The organism is Halorubrum salsamenti (assembly GCF_007671685.1).
Lineage (GTDB): Archaea > Halobacteriota > Halobacteria > Halobacteriales > Haloferacaceae > Halorubrum > Halorubrum salsamenti.
Window position 1 is genome coordinate 29,866 of the sequence record NZ_VCNL01000006.1, and the last position, 14,978, is coordinate 44,843.

Annotated in this window: 13 protein-coding genes and 3 tRNA genes; 9 read left to right on the top strand and 7 right to left on the bottom strand. The window is 68.8% G+C overall.

The features are described from left to right. Positions 1-7: 7 nt before the first annotated feature. A complete protein-coding gene (locus FGL94_RS15010) occupies positions 8-805 on the bottom strand; it encodes a ZIP family metal transporter (RefSeq protein WP_144927101.1) in 798 nt (265 codons plus the stop codon). Between the two features lie 101 nt (positions 806-906). Between FGL94_RS15010 and mutS the strand changes: the two genes are divergently transcribed. The 3 genes from mutS to azf all read left to right on the top strand — a co-directional run bounded on the left by mutS (position 907) and on the right by azf (position 5,121). Further along, positions 907-3,738 carry a DNA mismatch repair protein MutS gene (mutS, locus tag FGL94_RS15015; RefSeq protein WP_144927104.1) on the top strand — a complete coding sequence of 944 codons (2,832 nt, stop codon included), beginning with the start codon at positions 907-909 and terminating at the stop codon, positions 3,736-3,738. Positions 3,739-3,799: 61 nt separating this feature from the next. Beyond that, complete coding sequence (locus FGL94_RS15020; RefSeq protein WP_123623856.1) at positions 3,800-4,150, top strand: cell division protein SepF; 351 nt, start codon at positions 3,800-3,802, stop codon at positions 4,148-4,150. Positions 4,151-4,224: 74 nt separating this feature from the next. Next, positions 4,225-5,121 (top strand): NAD-dependent glucose-6-phosphate dehydrogenase Azf, encoded by an 897-nt coding sequence (gene azf, locus FGL94_RS15025; protein WP_144927107.1) that lies wholly within the window; start codon positions 4,225-4,227, stop codon positions 5,119-5,121. A gap of 12 nt (positions 5,122-5,133) precedes the next feature. Here azf and FGL94_RS15030 read toward each other — a convergent pair whose 3' ends face one another. The 3 genes from FGL94_RS15030 to FGL94_RS15040 all read right to left on the bottom strand — a co-directional run bounded on the left by FGL94_RS15030 (position 5,134) and on the right by FGL94_RS15040 (position 6,632). After that, positions 5,134-5,790 (bottom strand): DUF309 domain-containing protein, encoded by a 657-nt coding sequence (locus FGL94_RS15030; protein ID WP_144927110.1) that lies wholly within the window; start codon positions 5,788-5,790, stop codon positions 5,134-5,136. Positions 5,791-5,974: 184 nt separating this feature from the next. Next, on the bottom strand, positions 5,975-6,265 hold the full coding sequence (locus FGL94_RS15035; RefSeq protein WP_186313430.1) for a hypothetical protein: 291 nt from the start codon (positions 6,263-6,265) through the stop codon (positions 5,975-5,977). A 100-nt stretch (positions 6,266-6,365) separates the two neighbouring features. Then, positions 6,366-6,632 (bottom strand): hypothetical protein, encoded by a 267-nt coding sequence (locus FGL94_RS15040; protein WP_144927113.1) that lies wholly within the window; start codon positions 6,630-6,632, stop codon positions 6,366-6,368. Positions 6,633-7,079: 447 nt separating this feature from the next. Between FGL94_RS15040 and FGL94_RS15045 the strand changes: the two genes are divergently transcribed. After that, entirely contained in the window at positions 7,080-8,921 is a 1,842-nt protein-coding gene (locus tag FGL94_RS15045; RefSeq protein WP_144927337.1) for a cation:proton antiporter domain-containing protein, read from the top strand. 164 nt (positions 8,922-9,085) lie between these two features. On the opposite strand, the gene FGL94_RS15050 is transcribed toward FGL94_RS15045, so the two are convergent. Continuing rightward, positions 9,086-9,158, bottom strand: a tRNA-Arg gene (locus tag FGL94_RS15050). Positions 9,159-9,496: 338 nt separating this feature from the next. On the opposite strand from FGL94_RS15050, the gene FGL94_RS15055 reads away from it, so the two are divergent. The 3 genes from FGL94_RS15055 (at position 9,497) to FGL94_RS15065 (ending at position 12,565) form a co-directional block, all read left to right on the top strand. Continuing rightward, the gene (locus FGL94_RS15055) at positions 9,497-11,020 is read left to right on the top strand and encodes a single-stranded DNA binding protein (protein WP_144927116.1); all 1,524 of its coding nucleotides are present in this window, start codon (positions 9,497-9,499) and stop codon (positions 11,018-11,020) included. A gap of 108 nt (positions 11,021-11,128) precedes the next feature. Then, positions 11,129-11,560, top strand: coding sequence for a histone (locus FGL94_RS15060; RefSeq protein WP_095635603.1), 432 nt, complete (start codon positions 11,129-11,131; stop codon positions 11,558-11,560). After that, on the top strand, positions 11,561-12,565 hold the full coding sequence (locus FGL94_RS15065; protein WP_144927119.1) for a histone deacetylase family protein: 1,005 nt from the start codon (positions 11,561-11,563) through the stop codon (positions 12,563-12,565). Positions 12,566-12,671: 106 nt separating this feature from the next. Here FGL94_RS15065 and FGL94_RS15070 read toward each other — a convergent pair. Next, positions 12,672-12,744 (bottom strand) — tRNA-Asp (locus FGL94_RS15070). Positions 12,745-12,773: 29 nt separating this feature from the next. After that, positions 12,774-12,846: transfer RNA gene (locus tag FGL94_RS15075), tRNA-Asp, on the bottom strand. Between the two features lie 342 nt (positions 12,847-13,188). On the opposite strand from FGL94_RS15075, the gene FGL94_RS15080 reads away from it, so the two are divergent. Both FGL94_RS15080 and FGL94_RS15085 read left to right on the top strand, forming a co-directional pair. Beyond that, positions 13,189-13,416 (top strand): DNA-directed RNA polymerase subunit H, encoded by a 228-nt coding sequence (locus tag FGL94_RS15080; protein ID WP_144927122.1) that lies wholly within the window; start codon positions 13,189-13,191, stop codon positions 13,414-13,416. After that, a complete protein-coding gene (locus FGL94_RS15085) occupies positions 13,413-14,978 on the top strand; it encodes a DNA-directed RNA polymerase subunit B'' (RefSeq protein ID WP_144927125.1) in 1,566 nt (521 codons plus the stop codon). Before FGL94_RS15080 ends, FGL94_RS15085 begins: the two co-directional genes overlap by 4 nt.

The window sequence follows — 14,978 nt, forward strand, 5'->3', positions numbered from 1 at the left end:
TCTCCGGTCAGATGAAGTTGAGCGGCGCCATCAGCAGAGCGCCGAGCGCGATCCCGACGGCGAGCACCGGCTTTCCCCCGCCGGGCAGATCCCTCCCGGTTTCGAGCGCCTCGGGGATGAACTCGGAGAGCACGAGGTAGATCATCGCGCCGGCGGCGAAGCCGAAGCCGTACGGGAGGAACTCGCGGGCGTAGCGCACGAACGCGAACGCGACGACCGCGCCGATCGGCTGCGGCAGGCTGGAGAACACCGACCACCACACCATCTTCCACTTCGAGACGCCCATCGACCGCAGCGGGATGGAGATGGCGGTCCCCTCGGGCACGTTGTGGATCGAGATCGCGAGGGTCATGAACACCGCCAGAAGCGGCACGGTGAACCCGAACAGCTGCGTGCCGCCCTCCAGTCCGAGGTCCGCGAACGAGACGCCGACGGCGATTCCCTCCGGGAAGCTGTGGACCGTCAGGACGCCGAGGATCAGGACGAGCTTCTTGAAGTCGGCCTCCTCGTACTCCCGCGGGTCGATCTCGGCGTCCATCAGCACGTCGTGCGCGAGGACGACGAGGACCACCCCGGCGAGCATGCCGATCCCGATCTCCGTGGGCGTCCCCTCGGCGAGCCCCTCGTCGACGAGCCCGAACAGCGACGCCGCCACCATGATTCCGGAAGCGAACCCCCACAGCGCCACGTTGCCGCGGTCGCTGATCGTGTCGAAAAAGAAGAAGGGGAGCGCGCCGACGCCCGTCGCGAGCGCCGTGACGAGCCCCGCGACGAAGACGAAGGCGAACGCGTCGAGCGCGACCATATCGTTTGCCGGTTCGATCGGTCGGCACTTAATAACCGGAGGCGATACCCATCGGGCGACACCCGTAGGGTTTTACCCGCCGACGGCGGGAGTACGGGTATATGCCAACGGGGATCGTCGGGGAGTTCCTCGATCTCAAGGCGGAGACCGACGCGGACGTCCTCGCGATGCAGTGCGGCGACTTCTACGAGTTCTTCGCGGACGACGCCGAACTGGTCGCCGACGAGTTGGACCTCACCGTCTCGCAGAAGTCCTCGCACGGCTCGTCGTACCCGATGGCGGGCGTGCCGCTCTCCGAGCTGACCCCCTACGTGAAGGCGCTCGTCGAGCGCGGCTACCGCGTCGCCGTCGCCGACCAGTACGAGACCGACGACGGCCACGCCCGCGAGATCACCCGGGTCGTCACGCCCGGCACCCTCCTCGAGACCGCCGACGACGACGCGCGATACCTCGCGGCGGTCGTCCGCGAGGGGGACGGGCCGGGCGCTGGCGCGTCGGCGACCGAAGGCGACGAGGCGGGCGGTCCCTACGGGCTCGCGCTCGCCGACGTGACCACGGGCCGGTTCCTCGTCACCGAGGTCGAGACCGCCGGCGACCTCCGTGCGGAGCTGTACCGGTTCGACCCCGCGGAGGTGCTCCCCGGGCCGCGCGTCCGCAACGACGACGGGCTACTCGGGGCGGTCCGGGAGGACCTGTCGGGGTCCGTCTCCGTCTTCGACGCGGAGGCGTTCGCGCCGGGGCGCGCGAACCACGCGGTCCGCGATCAGTTCGGCCGGGAGACCGCCGACAGCGTCGGGATCGACTCCGATCTGGCGCTGCGCGCGGCGGGCGCGGTCCTCGGCTACGTCGAGGAGACCGGCGCGGGCGTGCTGGCGTCGATCACCCGGCTCACCGCCTACGGCGACGACGACCACGTCGCCGTCGACGCCACGACCCAGCGCAACCTCGAACTCACCGAGACGATGCGCGGCGAGGGCGAGGGGTCGCTGTTCGAGACGATCGATCACACCGTCACGGCCGCCGGCGGTCGCCTCCTCCGGGAGTGGCTCACCCGCCCGCGGCGGGATCGCGGGGAGCTCGATCGCCGGCTCGACGCCGTTGAAGCGCTCGCGTCGGCGGCGCTCGCGCGCGATCGCCTGCGCGAGACGCTCGGCGACGCGTACGACCTCGAACGGCTCGCCGCGCGGGCGACGAGCGGGAGCGCGGGCGCGCGAGAACTCCTCTCGGTGCGGGACTCGCTCGCGCTGGTGCCCGCGCTCGTCGACGCCGTGTCCGGGACCGCGCTCGCCGACTCCCCGGTCGCCGCGGTGCTGGAGCGGATCGACCGCGAGCGCGCCGCGACCCTCCACGACGAGCTCGCGGACGCGCTCGCGGAGGACCCGCCGAAGACGAAGACGCAGGGCGGGCTGCTCCGGAAGGGATACGACGACGAGCTCGACGAGCTGATCGCGAGCCACGAGGAGGCGAACGAGTGGCTCGACACGCTCGCGGAGCGCGAGAAGCGGCAGTACGGCCTGAGCCACGTCACCGTCGACCGCAACAAGACGGACGGCTACTACATCCAGGTCGGCAAGTCCGCGGCCGACGGGGTCCCCGAACACTACCGCGAGATCAAGACGCTGAAGAACTCGAAGCGGTTCGTCACCGACGAGTTAGAGGAGCGGGAACGCGAGGTGCTCCGGCTGGAGGAGGCCCGCGGCGACCTGGAGTACGAGCTGTTCGAGGAGCTCCGCGAGCGGGTCGCCGCCGACGCCGAACTCTTACAGGACGTGGGACGGGCGGTCGCCGAGATCGACGCGCTCGCGTCGCTGGCGACCCACGCCGCCGGCAACGACTGGACCCGTCCCGAACTCTCCGACGAGCGCCGGCTCGACGTGGAGGCCGGCCGCCACCCGGTCGTCGAGCGGACGACCGACTTCGTGCCGAACGACCTCCGGCTCGACGGGGAGCGCGGCTTCCTCATCGTCACCGGTCCGAACATGAGCGGGAAGTCGACGTACATGCGGCAGGCGGCGCTGATCCAACTGCTCGCGCAGGCGGGCTCGTTCGTCCCCGCGCGGGCGGCCGCGGTCGGGCTCGTCGACGGGATCTACACCCGCGTGGGCGCGCTCGACGAGCTGGCGCAGGGGCGCTCGACGTTCATGGTCGAGATGCAGGAGCTGTCGAACATCCTCCACTCGGCGACCGCCGACTCCCTCGTCATCCTCGACGAGGTCGGCCGCGGCACCGCCACCTACGACGGGATCTCGATCGCGTGGGCCGCGACCGAGTACCTCCACAACGAGGTGCGCGCGCGCACCCTCTTCGCCACGCACTACCACGAGCTGACGACGCTGGCCGACCACCTCCCCCGGGTCGCCAACGTCCACGTCGCAGTCGACGAGCGCGACGGCGAGGTGACGTTCCTCCGGACCGTCCGCGACGGCCCGACGAACCGGTCGTACGGGGTCCACGTCGCCGACCTCGCGGGCGTGCCGGAGCCAGTCGTCTCCCGCGCCGACACGGTGCTCGACCGGCTCCGCGAGGAGAAGGCGATCGAGGCGAAGGGCGGGTCACGGGGCGGAAGCGGCGAGCGCGGGACCCCCACCGGCGCCGCCGACGGCGACACGCGACAGGTCGTCTTCGACCTCTCGTCGGGATCGTTCGCGCAAGGCGGCGACGCCGGATCGACGGAGGCCGGCGCCCCAGACTCCGAAGGAGGTCGAAACGGAACGGCCCGGGGGGCGGCATCAGACGGCCCCAGCGGGACCGCGGGATCCGCGGGGACCGCAGGGGCCGCGGAAAACGCTGGAACCGCAGAGACCGACCGGCTCGACCCCGAAACCCGCGCCGTGATCGAGGAACTGGCCGACGTCGACGTGGCGGAGACCGCACCGGTGGAGCTGCTGTCGCGGGTCCAGGAGTGGCAAGCGCGGCTCGACGAGAACCGCTGACGACCGGCGCGACGCAGCGTCTGACGTAAGAACTAATGTCCGACCTCGTCGTGTGGTGTGTATGGGCATTATGAGCAAGATCCTCGGCGGTGGCGGAAACCGCTCCGTCGACGACTACGTCGAGCTCGACCTCGACGACTTCGCCGAGGCGCACGCCGACACAGGGATGCAGGTACACATCGCGGAGATCGGTGACCAGGGCGACGTGATCCCGATCAAAGACGCCGTCTACGACGGCGACTTCGTTATCGCCGACATCACCCGTCACTCCACGTCGGACCGGACGATCGAGCACATCATCGACGAGCTGCGGCAGGTCGCCCAAGAGGTCGACGGCGACATCGTCCAGAAGGGCGACGACCAGATCGTCGTCACGCCGACCGGCGTGAGCATCTCGAGAAAGAAACTGTAGGGAAAATCCGGTCCGGCGCCGCACCGCGGGCGAACCGTGTGTTATATGCCCGTCTCGCGCCCACGTACGACCGAATGGACGAGCCGGTCCTGCTGACGGGCGCCGGCGGACGGGTGGGACAAGCCATCCTCCGCGGCATCGGCGACGACTACGAGTGGCGACTCCTCGATAGGGAGCCGCTCCCGGCGGCGAAGGTCCCCGCCGGGATTCCCGACGCCGACCGGTTCGTCGCTGACATCACCAACGCGGACGCCGTCCGGGAGGCGATGGACGGCGTCGGCGCGGTGATTCACCTTGCCGGCGATCCACGGAAGACGGCGCCGTGGGACTCCGTGCTTCGGAACAACATCGACGGGACGCAGGTCGTGATGCGCGCCGCCGTCGACACCGGCGTCGAGAAGTTCGTGTTCGCCTCCTCGAACCACGCCGTCGGCGGCTACGAGACCGAGGATCGCACGCCCGACCTGTACCGACCCAACGACGGCTACCGGCTCGACGGTACCGAGCTCCCTCGGCCCGGGAACCTCTACGGCGTCTCGAAGGCGGCCGGGGAGTCGCTCGGGCGGTTCCACCACGACGAACACGGGATGAGCGTCGTCTGCGTCCGCATCGGGAACCTCACGAAGGACCACCCGCCGCGGGAGTACGAGCGCGGGCAGGCGATGTGGCTCTCGCACCGCGATTGCGCGCACCTCTTCGATCGGTGTCTGCAGGCCGACTACGGCTACGAGATCGTCTACGGCATCTCGAACAACGACCGACGCTACTACTCGATCGAGCGCGCCCGCGAGGCCCTCGGCTACGACCCGGCCGACAACTCCGCCGACTACACGTTCGAGGGGAAACCGAAAGACGAGGGCGATGACTCCGACGGAGACGGCGAACCGGCCGCGGACGACACCGACCTCGGCGACGCTCCGGCCGAACCGAACTTCCCGACGGACCCCGACACGCCCACCGACGGCGCCTGACCGGGAGATCGATCAAAACAGGTCGTCGACGTCCCGCCGCTTCCGCTCGACCAACTCCACGTGGTCCGCGAGCCGCGCTGCCACCTGCGGGCGGGCGTCGGGCGTGCGGAGGAACGCGAACAGCAACTCTGCGAACGTCGTTCGACCGGTGCCGCGCTCCTCGCGCGCGAGCGCCGCCGCGGTCTCGAAGGTCTCCTCGTCGCCGGGAGCGACGGCGTCAGCTAGCGCAGGTGCCGCAAGCAGCGCCGCCGGCAGGTCGAGGTCGCCGAACCGGGGGGCCGCACCCCCGATCCGGATCGTCGGCGGCAGCGTGCGCTCGATCGCTTCGGGATCGGCCGCGAGCCGACGGCACCAGTCGCGGACGGGCTCGACGTCGACCCCTCGGGGCGCCGGTCCGATCCCGTCGAGGTACTTCTCCGCGTTACCCGCACAGCCGACCGCTCCGGACCAGTTTCGGGCTGCGGCGTGGTGGGTCGCCGCCGCGGTCGCAATCAGTCCGTGGAGCAGGCGCTCGTCTTCCCCCCCCTCGAGCGGAAGCCACGCCGCCTCCCACGGGTCGTGCGCCGCGAGGACGTGTCCCTCGTTGAAGAGGGCGACGCCGGCGCGGAGCGCGGCGGGGACGGGCGGACCGGCGTCGGCGGTGTCAGAGCCGCGATCGCGATCGGTCATGCCGATCCGTCGGAGACTCCGACGGATAAGCGATGAGGACGACCGCGGTGACGGCCGGAACCGAAACGAAGGCGGACAAAAGGGGAAAGCGCCAGCGAGGGGGCGAAGAAGGGAGGGGAAAGCGCCAGCGAGGGGCGAAGCGGAGAGGCGGAACGTCAGTGGAGAGTCGGTGAGCCGAAGCGATTCAGCCGTCGGCGGCGCCGGCCCGTTCGTCGCCGGGCGCCGAGCGCGCACGGGCGACTGCGCGATCGACCGCGTCGGGGTACCGGCGCTGGATGGCCACGCCGGCGACGGCGCCGACGACGGCGGCCGCGGCGAACGCGGCCGCGATCGGGAACGCCGCGGCCGCGAGCACCAAGACCGGTAGCGCGGCGAGCGCCGCCGTCGCGCGCCACGAGGGCACGCGGTCGGCGGGCACCGGACCGGTGTAGAGGTCGGGGCGTCTCGTGCGTCTGGAGGGGGAGTCTCGTTTCATCGTCGTGTTGTCGGGTGGGTGGCGCGAGACCTCGCGCCGCGGTCGGAGTCGGTGCGTCGGTCGGGGACCGCGTCGACCGGGGGTCGCCCGGCGGCGTCCGCTACCGGGGACGCGCCTGGTGGACCCCGACGATCTCGGTGAGGTCGGCGACCTCGGTTTCCGGCGCGAGCCGGAGCGAGGCGTCGACCTCGACCGTGAGGTCGTTGAGGCGCGGCCGGAGGGCGACGATGTCGACGGTTTCGACGTCAACGCCGTCGCGCCCGGCGAGCTTGTCGCGGACCCCGGCGTGGAGGTCGCCCGCGGCGTCGCGGGGGACCGCCAGCCGGAGCGCGACATCGATCGCGCGGTGGCAGGGTTGAACTGCCATACGGACCCGGGAGGGAGTCGATTCCTCACTCCGGGGCTCTGCCGCTTGAGCTACCAGGTCCAACTGTCGGAAAGGGCCGGAGAGAAGGCGGCGATCGCTCCGACGGGCGAAGCCGGCCGCCCCCGCGTCGGGGGTTACGCGGAGACGGCGTCGAAGCGAGCGACGACCGTTCCGCAACCCCGATTCCCGACGCTCCGAAGGGGGGCGAGCGTCGGGATGGCGTCGCGGACGGTCATGGTAGGGACGCCCGGCGGGGAGTCCGCTCGGGCGTATTCTCACTGAGAGGAGGAACCGAGTTAATAGTTGCTCGTGTGTGCGAATCAATAGCGTGATTCGTTTCCGCGAGAGTATTCCGTTCAGTTATTTTTCGCGGAGACACATACGGCCCGGACTACCAGTACACTAAGAAGGGCGGCAGTTGTACGGCCCGTAGACGTGTCCAGCCTGTTGCCGGTCATCGCGGCGATCCTCGTGTCGGGACTCGTCGTCCAACTGGTCGCGCACCGTCTGAAAGTGCCGAGCGTCATCTTCTACCTCCTCATCGGGGTCGTGTTGGGACCGGAGGTGTTGGGGCTCGTGACCCTCGAGACGTTCGGGGACGGGCTCGAGATCATCGTGGGGCTCAGCGTCGCGATCATCGTCTTCGAGGGCGCGTTCGCCCTACAGATCGAGCGGATCCGGGGTGCGTCGACGGTGTCGCTCCGACTGGTGACGATCAGCGCCCTCGTGATGTTCCTCGGGACGGCGGCCGCGGTCCGGTTTTTCGAGGGGGCCAACTGGGAGATCGCGCTGCTCATCGGGGCGCTGCTCGTGGCGACGGGACCGACCGTGATCACGCCGATACTCAACGTCGTCCGCGTCCGGGACCACGTCGCGACCGCGCTGGAGACCGAGGGGATCGTCAACGACGTGACGGCCGCGATCGTCGCCGTGGTGATCTTCGAGACGCTGCTGCTCGACGACCTGGGCGTCCCCGCGACTCTCTTCTCGTTCCTCCAGCGGCTCGGCGTCGGCGTGGGCGCCGGAGTGCTCGCGACGGTGATCATCTACTTCCTCTTGGACAGCGAGTTCGTCCCCGAACGCGACGTGCAGGCGTCCCAGTTCCTCGTGTTGGCGGCGGCGGTCGGGGCGTTCGCGGCCGCCGAGGTCGTCGCCGCCGAGGCGGGCATCGCGGCCGCGGCGACGAGCGGGATCCTCCTCGGTAACCTCGACATCGACCACAGAGAGGAGATCGAGCGGTTCGCGGAGAACACGACGCTCGTCGTTCTCTCGTTCGTGTTCATCTCGTTGGCCGCGCTGATCGACGTCGAGGCGATCGCGGCGCTCGGCCTCGGCGCCGTCGGGCTCGTGCTGGTGATCATGCTCGTGCTCCGGCCGCTCGGGGCGATCATCGCCACCGCCGGCGTCGAGCGGTTCACGTGGCCCGAGCGGTTGTTCCTCGCGAGCGTTGGCCCGCGCGGGATCATTCCGGCGAGCGTGGCCACGCTGTTCGCGATCGAACTGGAGCTCGCGGGGAACATAGCGGCGGGCGAACTGCTGGTCGGGACGGTGTTCGCCGTCATCTTCGCGACGGTCGCGATCGAGGCCGGACTGGCGCGGCAGATCGGCGACGTTCTCGGAGTGTCACCAATGCGCACGATAATCATCGGCGGCGGCCGGGTCGGCCGGGCGCTCGCCACACGACTGGAGCGGCGGGGTGAGTACGTCGTCATCGTCGAGAGCGACGACGAGGTAGTCGAGGAGACGCGCTCGGCGGGGTTTACCGTGTACGAGGGCGACGGCAGCGACACGGAGACGCTGCGAGGCGCTGGGATTGGAGACGCCAAACGCGTGATCACGGTGACCGGCGACGACGACATCAACCTCCTCGCGTGTCAGCTCGCGATTACGAAATTCGACATAGAGGCGGTGTACTCGCGGGTGAACGAGCCGGATAACGTCGACGCCTTCGACAGCATCGGCGTGAAAGCGATCGACTCGCCGACGGCGACGGCGGTGGCCATCGACGACGAGATCGAGCGACCGGCGATCACCCACTGGATGAGCGAACTGGGCGACAGCCACGACGTTCAGGAGGTCGAGGTGACTGCAGAGAACCTCGCCGGGAAGACGATCCGCGACCTCAACGCGCAGATCCCCGACGGCACCTTCGTCGCCGTCGTCAGCCGCGACGGCGAGAACCACGTCCCGTCGGCGGACAGCGTGCTGGAGTACGGCGATCACGTCACCTTCATCGGCGACACCGACGCCGTCAAGCGCGCGATGGAGCGGTTCCACCCGCACGACTGATCGGGGCGTTTGCGATTGTCGACACACGCGCACGGCTCGCGATGCTCGCCGTTTGGTGTGTCCGAAAACGTCCTGACGGAGTCTCGCGCGAACGTGGTGAGCACGAGGCGCGTCAGGACCGAACGCCGCGGCTGTCGAACGAAGTGAGACAGCCGCAAAGTGAGCGTCCTGACGGAGATTTGAACTCCGGTCCCTGGCTCCGCAAGCCAAGAGGATAGTCCACTACCCTACCAGGACTCAAATCAATGTACCGCGCTAGTACTTAAGACGGTTACGGTCCGTGAGGCGCGTGGCGAACGGTCGCACACGGCGCGATCGAGGGGCGGTCGCGACCGGTCACCGGAGGGTACGTACCGGGGAGAGGTCAGAGTGGAACCGGCGGAGCGAGGTGAGCCATCTGCGTCGCTCCGGATTGCACACCTTTTGTACCGACGGGACCGATGGACGGGTATGACGAAGTCCCGACCCGCGACGGCGACGCCGCAGCGCCCGCGGAACGAGCGCCCCGATTCGGCCGCGAGACCCCCGCAAGGACAACGCTTATCCGCGGACTCGACAACCGAGGTGGTACGCGTATGGGAGTGATAGAGGACGTCTACGAGGATCTCGACACCGACGTCGAGTTCGAGGAGTTCGAGGCGGCCGTCGAGGACAAGGTCGAGCAGATGGGCGGGCTCGCCGACGAGGAGACCGCGGCGATGCTCATCGCACACGAGCTGCGCGACGAGGAGGCCGACACGATCGCCGACATTGAGCCCGGCATGAACGACGTGAAGTTCCTCGGAAAAGTGACCTCCATCGGCGACATCCGCACGTTCGAGCGGGATGACGAGGACGCCGAGGAGGGCCGCGTCTGCAACGTCGACGTCGCTGACGCCTCCGGTTCCGTGCGGGTCGCGCTGTGGGACGACATGGCCGCCGCGGCCGAAGAGCAGTTGGAGGTCGGACAGGTGCTGCGCGTCATGGGCCGTCCGAAGGAGGGATACAGCGGGCTCGAAGTGAGCGCCGACAAGGTCGAGCCGGACGAGGACGCCGAGGTCGACGTGCAGGTGCTCGACACCTACCGGGTGGAGGACCTCTCGCTCGGCGCCTCCGACGTGGACCTCGTCGGGCAGGTACTCGACACGGACTCGATCCGCACGTTCGACCGCGACGACGGCTCCGAGGGTCGGGTCGCCAACCTCACCGTCGGCGACGAGACGGGTCGCGTGCGCGTGACGCTGTGGGACGACAAGGCCGACCTCACCGAGGAGTTCGAGGCCGGGGAGATCGTCGAGATCGGCGACGGCTACGTCCGCGAGCGCGACGGTGACTTGGAGCTTCACGTCGGCGACCGCGGGACTGTCGAGCGCGTCGACGAAGACGTGGAGTACGTCCCGGAGACCACGAACATCGCGGACGTAGCGATCGACGAGACCGTCGACATCGGCGGGGGCGTCATCGAGACCGACCCGAAGCGCACGTTCGACCGCGACGACGGCTCCGAGGGGCAGGTCCGGAACGTCCGCATCAAGGACGACACCGGCGAGATCCGCGTCGCGCTGTGGGGCGACAAGGCCGACCGCGAGATCGAACTGGCGGACCGCGTCGTCTTCACCGACGTGGAGATACAGGACGGCTGGCAGGACGATCTCGAGGCCTCCGCGAACTGGCGCTCGACGGTCACCGTCCTCGACGAGGGGAGCGATGCGGCGGGCGGCGCCGCGGACGGCGCGTCCGGATCCGGTACCAGTGCCGCCGACGGCGACGAGCGGGGGGCGGGCGACACCGGGCTCGGCGCTTTCGGCGAGGACGGCCAGAAGGCGGCCGCCGAGGCCGTCGCCGGCGAGACCGCAGGAGACGACGGGAACAGGGGGGGAAGCAGCGGAGGCGACGGTGGGAGCGCTGGATCCGGCGGCACCGCGGCCGCAACGGCGGAGCGGTCGGCCGAGGACGTCGAGTTCACCGGGACGGTCGTCCAGACCGGCGACCCCGTCGTGTTGGACGACGGCCAGCGGACGAAAAGCGTCGAAACCGACACGAGCCTCCGGCTGGGCGAGGAGGTTACGGTCCGCGGGACGGAACGCGACGGGACGATCGACGCCGACGACGTGTTCTGATCCGGTGGGGACGACGGGAGCGACGGCGCGAGTAGCGACGACGCAGTCGCTCGGCGGCGGAGAGTGGGTAACGGAAACGTTTTACGGTACACGGACGCGACTGTGTGTATGAGTGTCGAGTTGCCGTTCGCGCCGGTCGACGGGATCATCCGGCGGAACGCCGGGGACCTCCGCGTGAGCGCGGACGCCGCCGAGGAGTTGGCTCGCCGTATCCAAGCGCACGGTGCCGAGCTGGCGATCGACGCGGCCGAACGGGCAACCGAGGACGGACGGAAGACGCTGATGGCGTCCGATTTCGGCGTCGAGCAGGTGATCAGCCGCGAGGACCTCACCCTGCCCGTCGCGCCCATCGACCGGATCGCGCGGCTCCGGATCGACGACCGATACCGAGTCGGCGTCGACGCGCGCATCGCGTTGGCCGATATCTTGGAGGACTACGCCGACAACGTCGCGAGCGCGGCCGCGACGCTTGCGCGGCACGCCGACAGACGGACCGTACAGGCCGAGGACATCGAGACGTATTTCGCGTTGTTCGAGTAGATGCGCTTCGGCTACAACGAGCGGTGTCTCGAACACGACACCGGCGAACGACATCCGGAAAACCCGGACCGGCTGCGCGCGATCCGTCGCGGACTGGCGAAGCGACACGGAGTTGAGTACGCGGAGGCGGACCCCGCGACACGCGAGGAGGTCGCCGCGGTTCACAGCGCGGAGTACGTCGACGAGCTGGAGGCGTTCGTCGCCGACGGCGGGGGGAGCTGGGACCCCGACACCGTGGCGAGCGAGGGGACGTGGGACGCCGCGCTCGCCTCGGCCGGCCTCTCGCAGTGGGCGGCCCGATCCGCGCTCAACGGCGCCGACGGCCGAGACACTCCCTTCGCGCTCGGACGGCCGCCGGGCCACCACGCGGTCACCGACGACGCCATGGGGTTCTGCTTCTTCAACAACGCCGCCGTTGCAGCCCAGACGGTCCTCGACGACGGGGACGCCGATCGGGTCGCGATCTTCGACTGGGACGTGCACCACGGGAACGGGACGCAAGACGTGTTCTACGACCGCGGAGACGTGCTCTACGCGTCGATCCACGAGGAAGGGCTCTACCCGGACACCGGCGCGCTCGACGAGACCGGCCGCGACGAGGGAGAGGGGACGACGGTGAACCTCCCGCTCTCGGCCGGCGCGGGCGACGCCGACTACCTCTACGCCATCGACGAGGCGGTCGCCCCGGCGCTCGAACGGTTCGACCCCGACCTCGTGATCGTCTCGGCCGGGTTCGACGCCCACCGACACGACCCCATCTCGCGGATGCGCGTCTCCTCGGAGGGGTACGCGCTGATGACCGACCGGATCCGCACGGTCACCGACGAGATCGGGGCCGCGAACGCCTACGTCCTCGAAGGCGGCTACGGCCTCGACACGCTGGCCGAAGGCGTCTCGATGGTCCACGAAACGTTCGACGGGCGCACGCCCGTCGGTGACGACGACGGCCCCGACGGGAAGACGGAGACACTGGTGGCCGATCTGCGGTCGCTGATCGACCTGTAACGGCGGACGGTCGCGTTCGGTCGTCTTCGGAGGTGACTTTTAGGAGAGCCCGTCAGCGCCGGGAAGGCTCGCTCCGCTCCTCCTCGTAGTCGGCGTCGACAGAATACGCCCGGAGCGGGATTTGAACCCGCGTCACGACCGTGACAGGGTCGTATGATGGGCCACTACACCATCCGGGCAAACAGCGACAGACCCCGAAGCGTGGGGACGCCCGGAGCGGGATTTGAACCCGCGTCACGACCGTGACAGGGTCGTATGATGGGCCACTACACCATCCGGGCTTGTCGCAGTCATTCGTACCCCTGTCTGGCAAATAAGGCTTGTCATCCCCGACGACGGTGGTGACTGGTGACAGGGAGGGAGGGCGTCGGCGCGGAGGGGACGCGATCCCCGACGAGGCCGGCGCGGCACCGCGATTTCAGACGTGAGCAGTCGATCAGACGGGTCGGGGGCGCGATCGATCGCGGCGGTACCCTTTTGTGTGATACACGCATGAGTAGGAGTATCGCACGCCCCCGTCGCCGTGAGCCGTGCGTGGCGGAGCCGCTTAACAAGCCTTATGACGTTGGCGCATATAGCGATCTGTAGTATCTCGTGATAGCTTCTCTCAATAACCACCACCCATGGTAGACGTAAGCCAACACGAACTCGTCCCGGACCACGTTCTCCTCGAACCCGAAGAGGTCGACGAGGTTCTGGCAGAGTACGACGTGAAACGAACGAACCTACCGAAGATCAAACGCACTGATCCCGCGCTCCCCGACGAGGCAGATGTCGGCGACGTGGTGAAGATCGTTCGAAACTCCCGCACGACCGAGGAAGCGGTCGTGTACCGATTAGTCGTCTCATGAACAGGCAAGACCGACGCGTGGTGTCACGCGAGTATTTCTCGGACGAACGGCTCGCCGAACACCACTTCCGATCGTTCAACAACTTCCTGGACCGCGGCATGCAGGAGGTCGTCGACGAGAAGGAGACGATCGAGACCGACATCGGCGACAAGGAGGGCCAAGAGCCCGTCTACGTCGAACTCGGCGACGTGCGGATGGTCACCCCGCGCGTCCGCGAGGCCGACGGTTCCGAGGAACTGCTGTACCCCCAGGAGGCTCGGCTCCGAAACATCACCTACTCGGCGCCCGTGTTCATGGAGATGTCCATCGTGCGCGGCGGCGAGGACGAGCCCGAGCAGGTCGTCGACACGACCGAGACCAAGGTCGGCCGGATGCCGATCATGGTCGGCTCGGACAAGTGTAACATGGCCGGCTTCTCCGACGAGGAGCTCATCGACATCGGCGAGGACCCGGTCGACCCCGGCGGGTACTTCATCGTCAACGGCTCCGAGCGCGTGCTGATGACCTCGGAGGACCTCGCGCCGAACAAGATTCTCGCCGAGTACGACTCGAAGTACGGCGACGAGATCCAGGTCGCGAAGACGTTCTCCCAGCGCCGCGGGTACCGCGCGCTGGTGCTCTGCGAGCGCAACCGCGAGGGGCTGCTCGAAGTGTCGTTCCCGTCCGTCTCGGGCTCGATCGACTTCGTGACCCTCGTTCGCGCGCTCGGACTCGAGTCGGACGAGGAGATCGTCCACCGCGTCTCGGACGACCCCGAGATCGTGAAGTTCATGCTGGAGAACTTGGAGGAGGCCGACGTGCAGACGACCGAGGAGGCGATCGAGACCCTCGGCGAGCGCGTCGCCTCCGGCCAGGGGAAGAACTACCAGCTCAAGCGGGCGAACTACGTCATCGACCGCTACCTCCTCCCGCACCTCCACGAGGAGGGCGTCGAGGAGGAAGACGTTCGGATCAACAAGGCGTACTACCTCTGCCGGATGGCCGAGGCGTGCTTCGAGCTCGCCCTGGAACGCCGCGAGGCCGACGACAAGGACCACTACGCGAACAAGCGCCTGAAGGTCTCCGGCGACCTGATGCGCGACCTGTTCCGGACCGCGCTGAACAAGCTGGCGCGCGACGTGAAGTACCAGCTCGAGCGCGCGAACATGCGGAACCGCGAACTCACCGTCAACACGGTCGTCCGCTCCGACGTGCTGACCGAGCGGCTCGAACACCCGATCGCGACGGGGAACTGGGTGGGCGGCCGCTCGGGCGTCTCCCAGCTCGTCGACCGGACCGACTACATGGGCGTGCTCTCGCACCTCCGGCGCCTGCGCTCGCCGCTGTCGCGCTCGCAGCCGCACTTCAAGGCGCGAGACCTCCACGCGACCCAGTGGGGTCGCATCTGCCCCTCCGAGACGCCGGAGGGGCCGAACTGCGGACTCGTGAAGAACTTCGCGCAGGCGATGGAGCTCTCACAGACCGTAGACGACGAACAGGGGCTGAAACGAGAACTGGCGTCGATGGGTGTCGAGGGGATCCCCGGCATCGAGGGCGTCGAACGACAGACGGCGGACGACTAA

Coding starts and splice junctions, on each gene's coding strand:
- FGL94_RS15010 (WP_144927101.1), bottom strand. CDS start 805: ATGGTCGCGCTCGACGCGTTCGCCTTCGTCTTCGTCGCGGGGCTCGTC.
- FGL94_RS15065 (WP_144927119.1), top strand. CDS start 11,561: ATGCGCTTCGGCTACAACGAGCGGTGTCTCGAACACGACACCGGCGAA.
- FGL94_RS15055 (WP_144927116.1), top strand. CDS start 9,497: ATGGGAGTGATAGAGGACGTCTACGAGGATCTCGACACCGACGTCGAG.
- FGL94_RS15040 (WP_144927113.1), bottom strand. CDS start 6,632: ATGGCAGTTCAACCCTGCCACCGCGCGATCGATGTCGCGCTCCGGCTG.
- FGL94_RS15020 (WP_123623856.1), top strand. CDS start 3,800: ATGGGCATTATGAGCAAGATCCTCGGCGGTGGCGGAAACCGCTCCGTC.
- azf (WP_144927107.1), top strand. CDS start 4,225: ATGGACGAGCCGGTCCTGCTGACGGGCGCCGGCGGACGGGTGGGACAA.
- FGL94_RS15030 (WP_144927110.1), bottom strand. CDS start 5,790: ATGACCGATCGCGATCGCGGCTCTGACACCGCCGACGCCGGTCCGCCC.
- FGL94_RS15080 (WP_144927122.1), top strand. CDS start 13,189: ATGGTAGACGTAAGCCAACACGAACTCGTCCCGGACCACGTTCTCCTC.
- FGL94_RS15035 (WP_186313430.1), bottom strand. CDS start 6,265: ATGAAACGAGACTCCCCCTCCAGACGCACGAGACGCCCCGACCTCTAC.
- mutS (WP_144927104.1), top strand. CDS start 907: ATGCCAACGGGGATCGTCGGGGAGTTCCTCGATCTCAAGGCGGAGACC.
- FGL94_RS15060 (WP_095635603.1), top strand. CDS start 11,129: ATGAGTGTCGAGTTGCCGTTCGCGCCGGTCGACGGGATCATCCGGCGG.
- FGL94_RS15085 (WP_144927125.1), top strand. CDS start 13,413: ATGAACAGGCAAGACCGACGCGTGGTGTCACGCGAGTATTTCTCGGAC.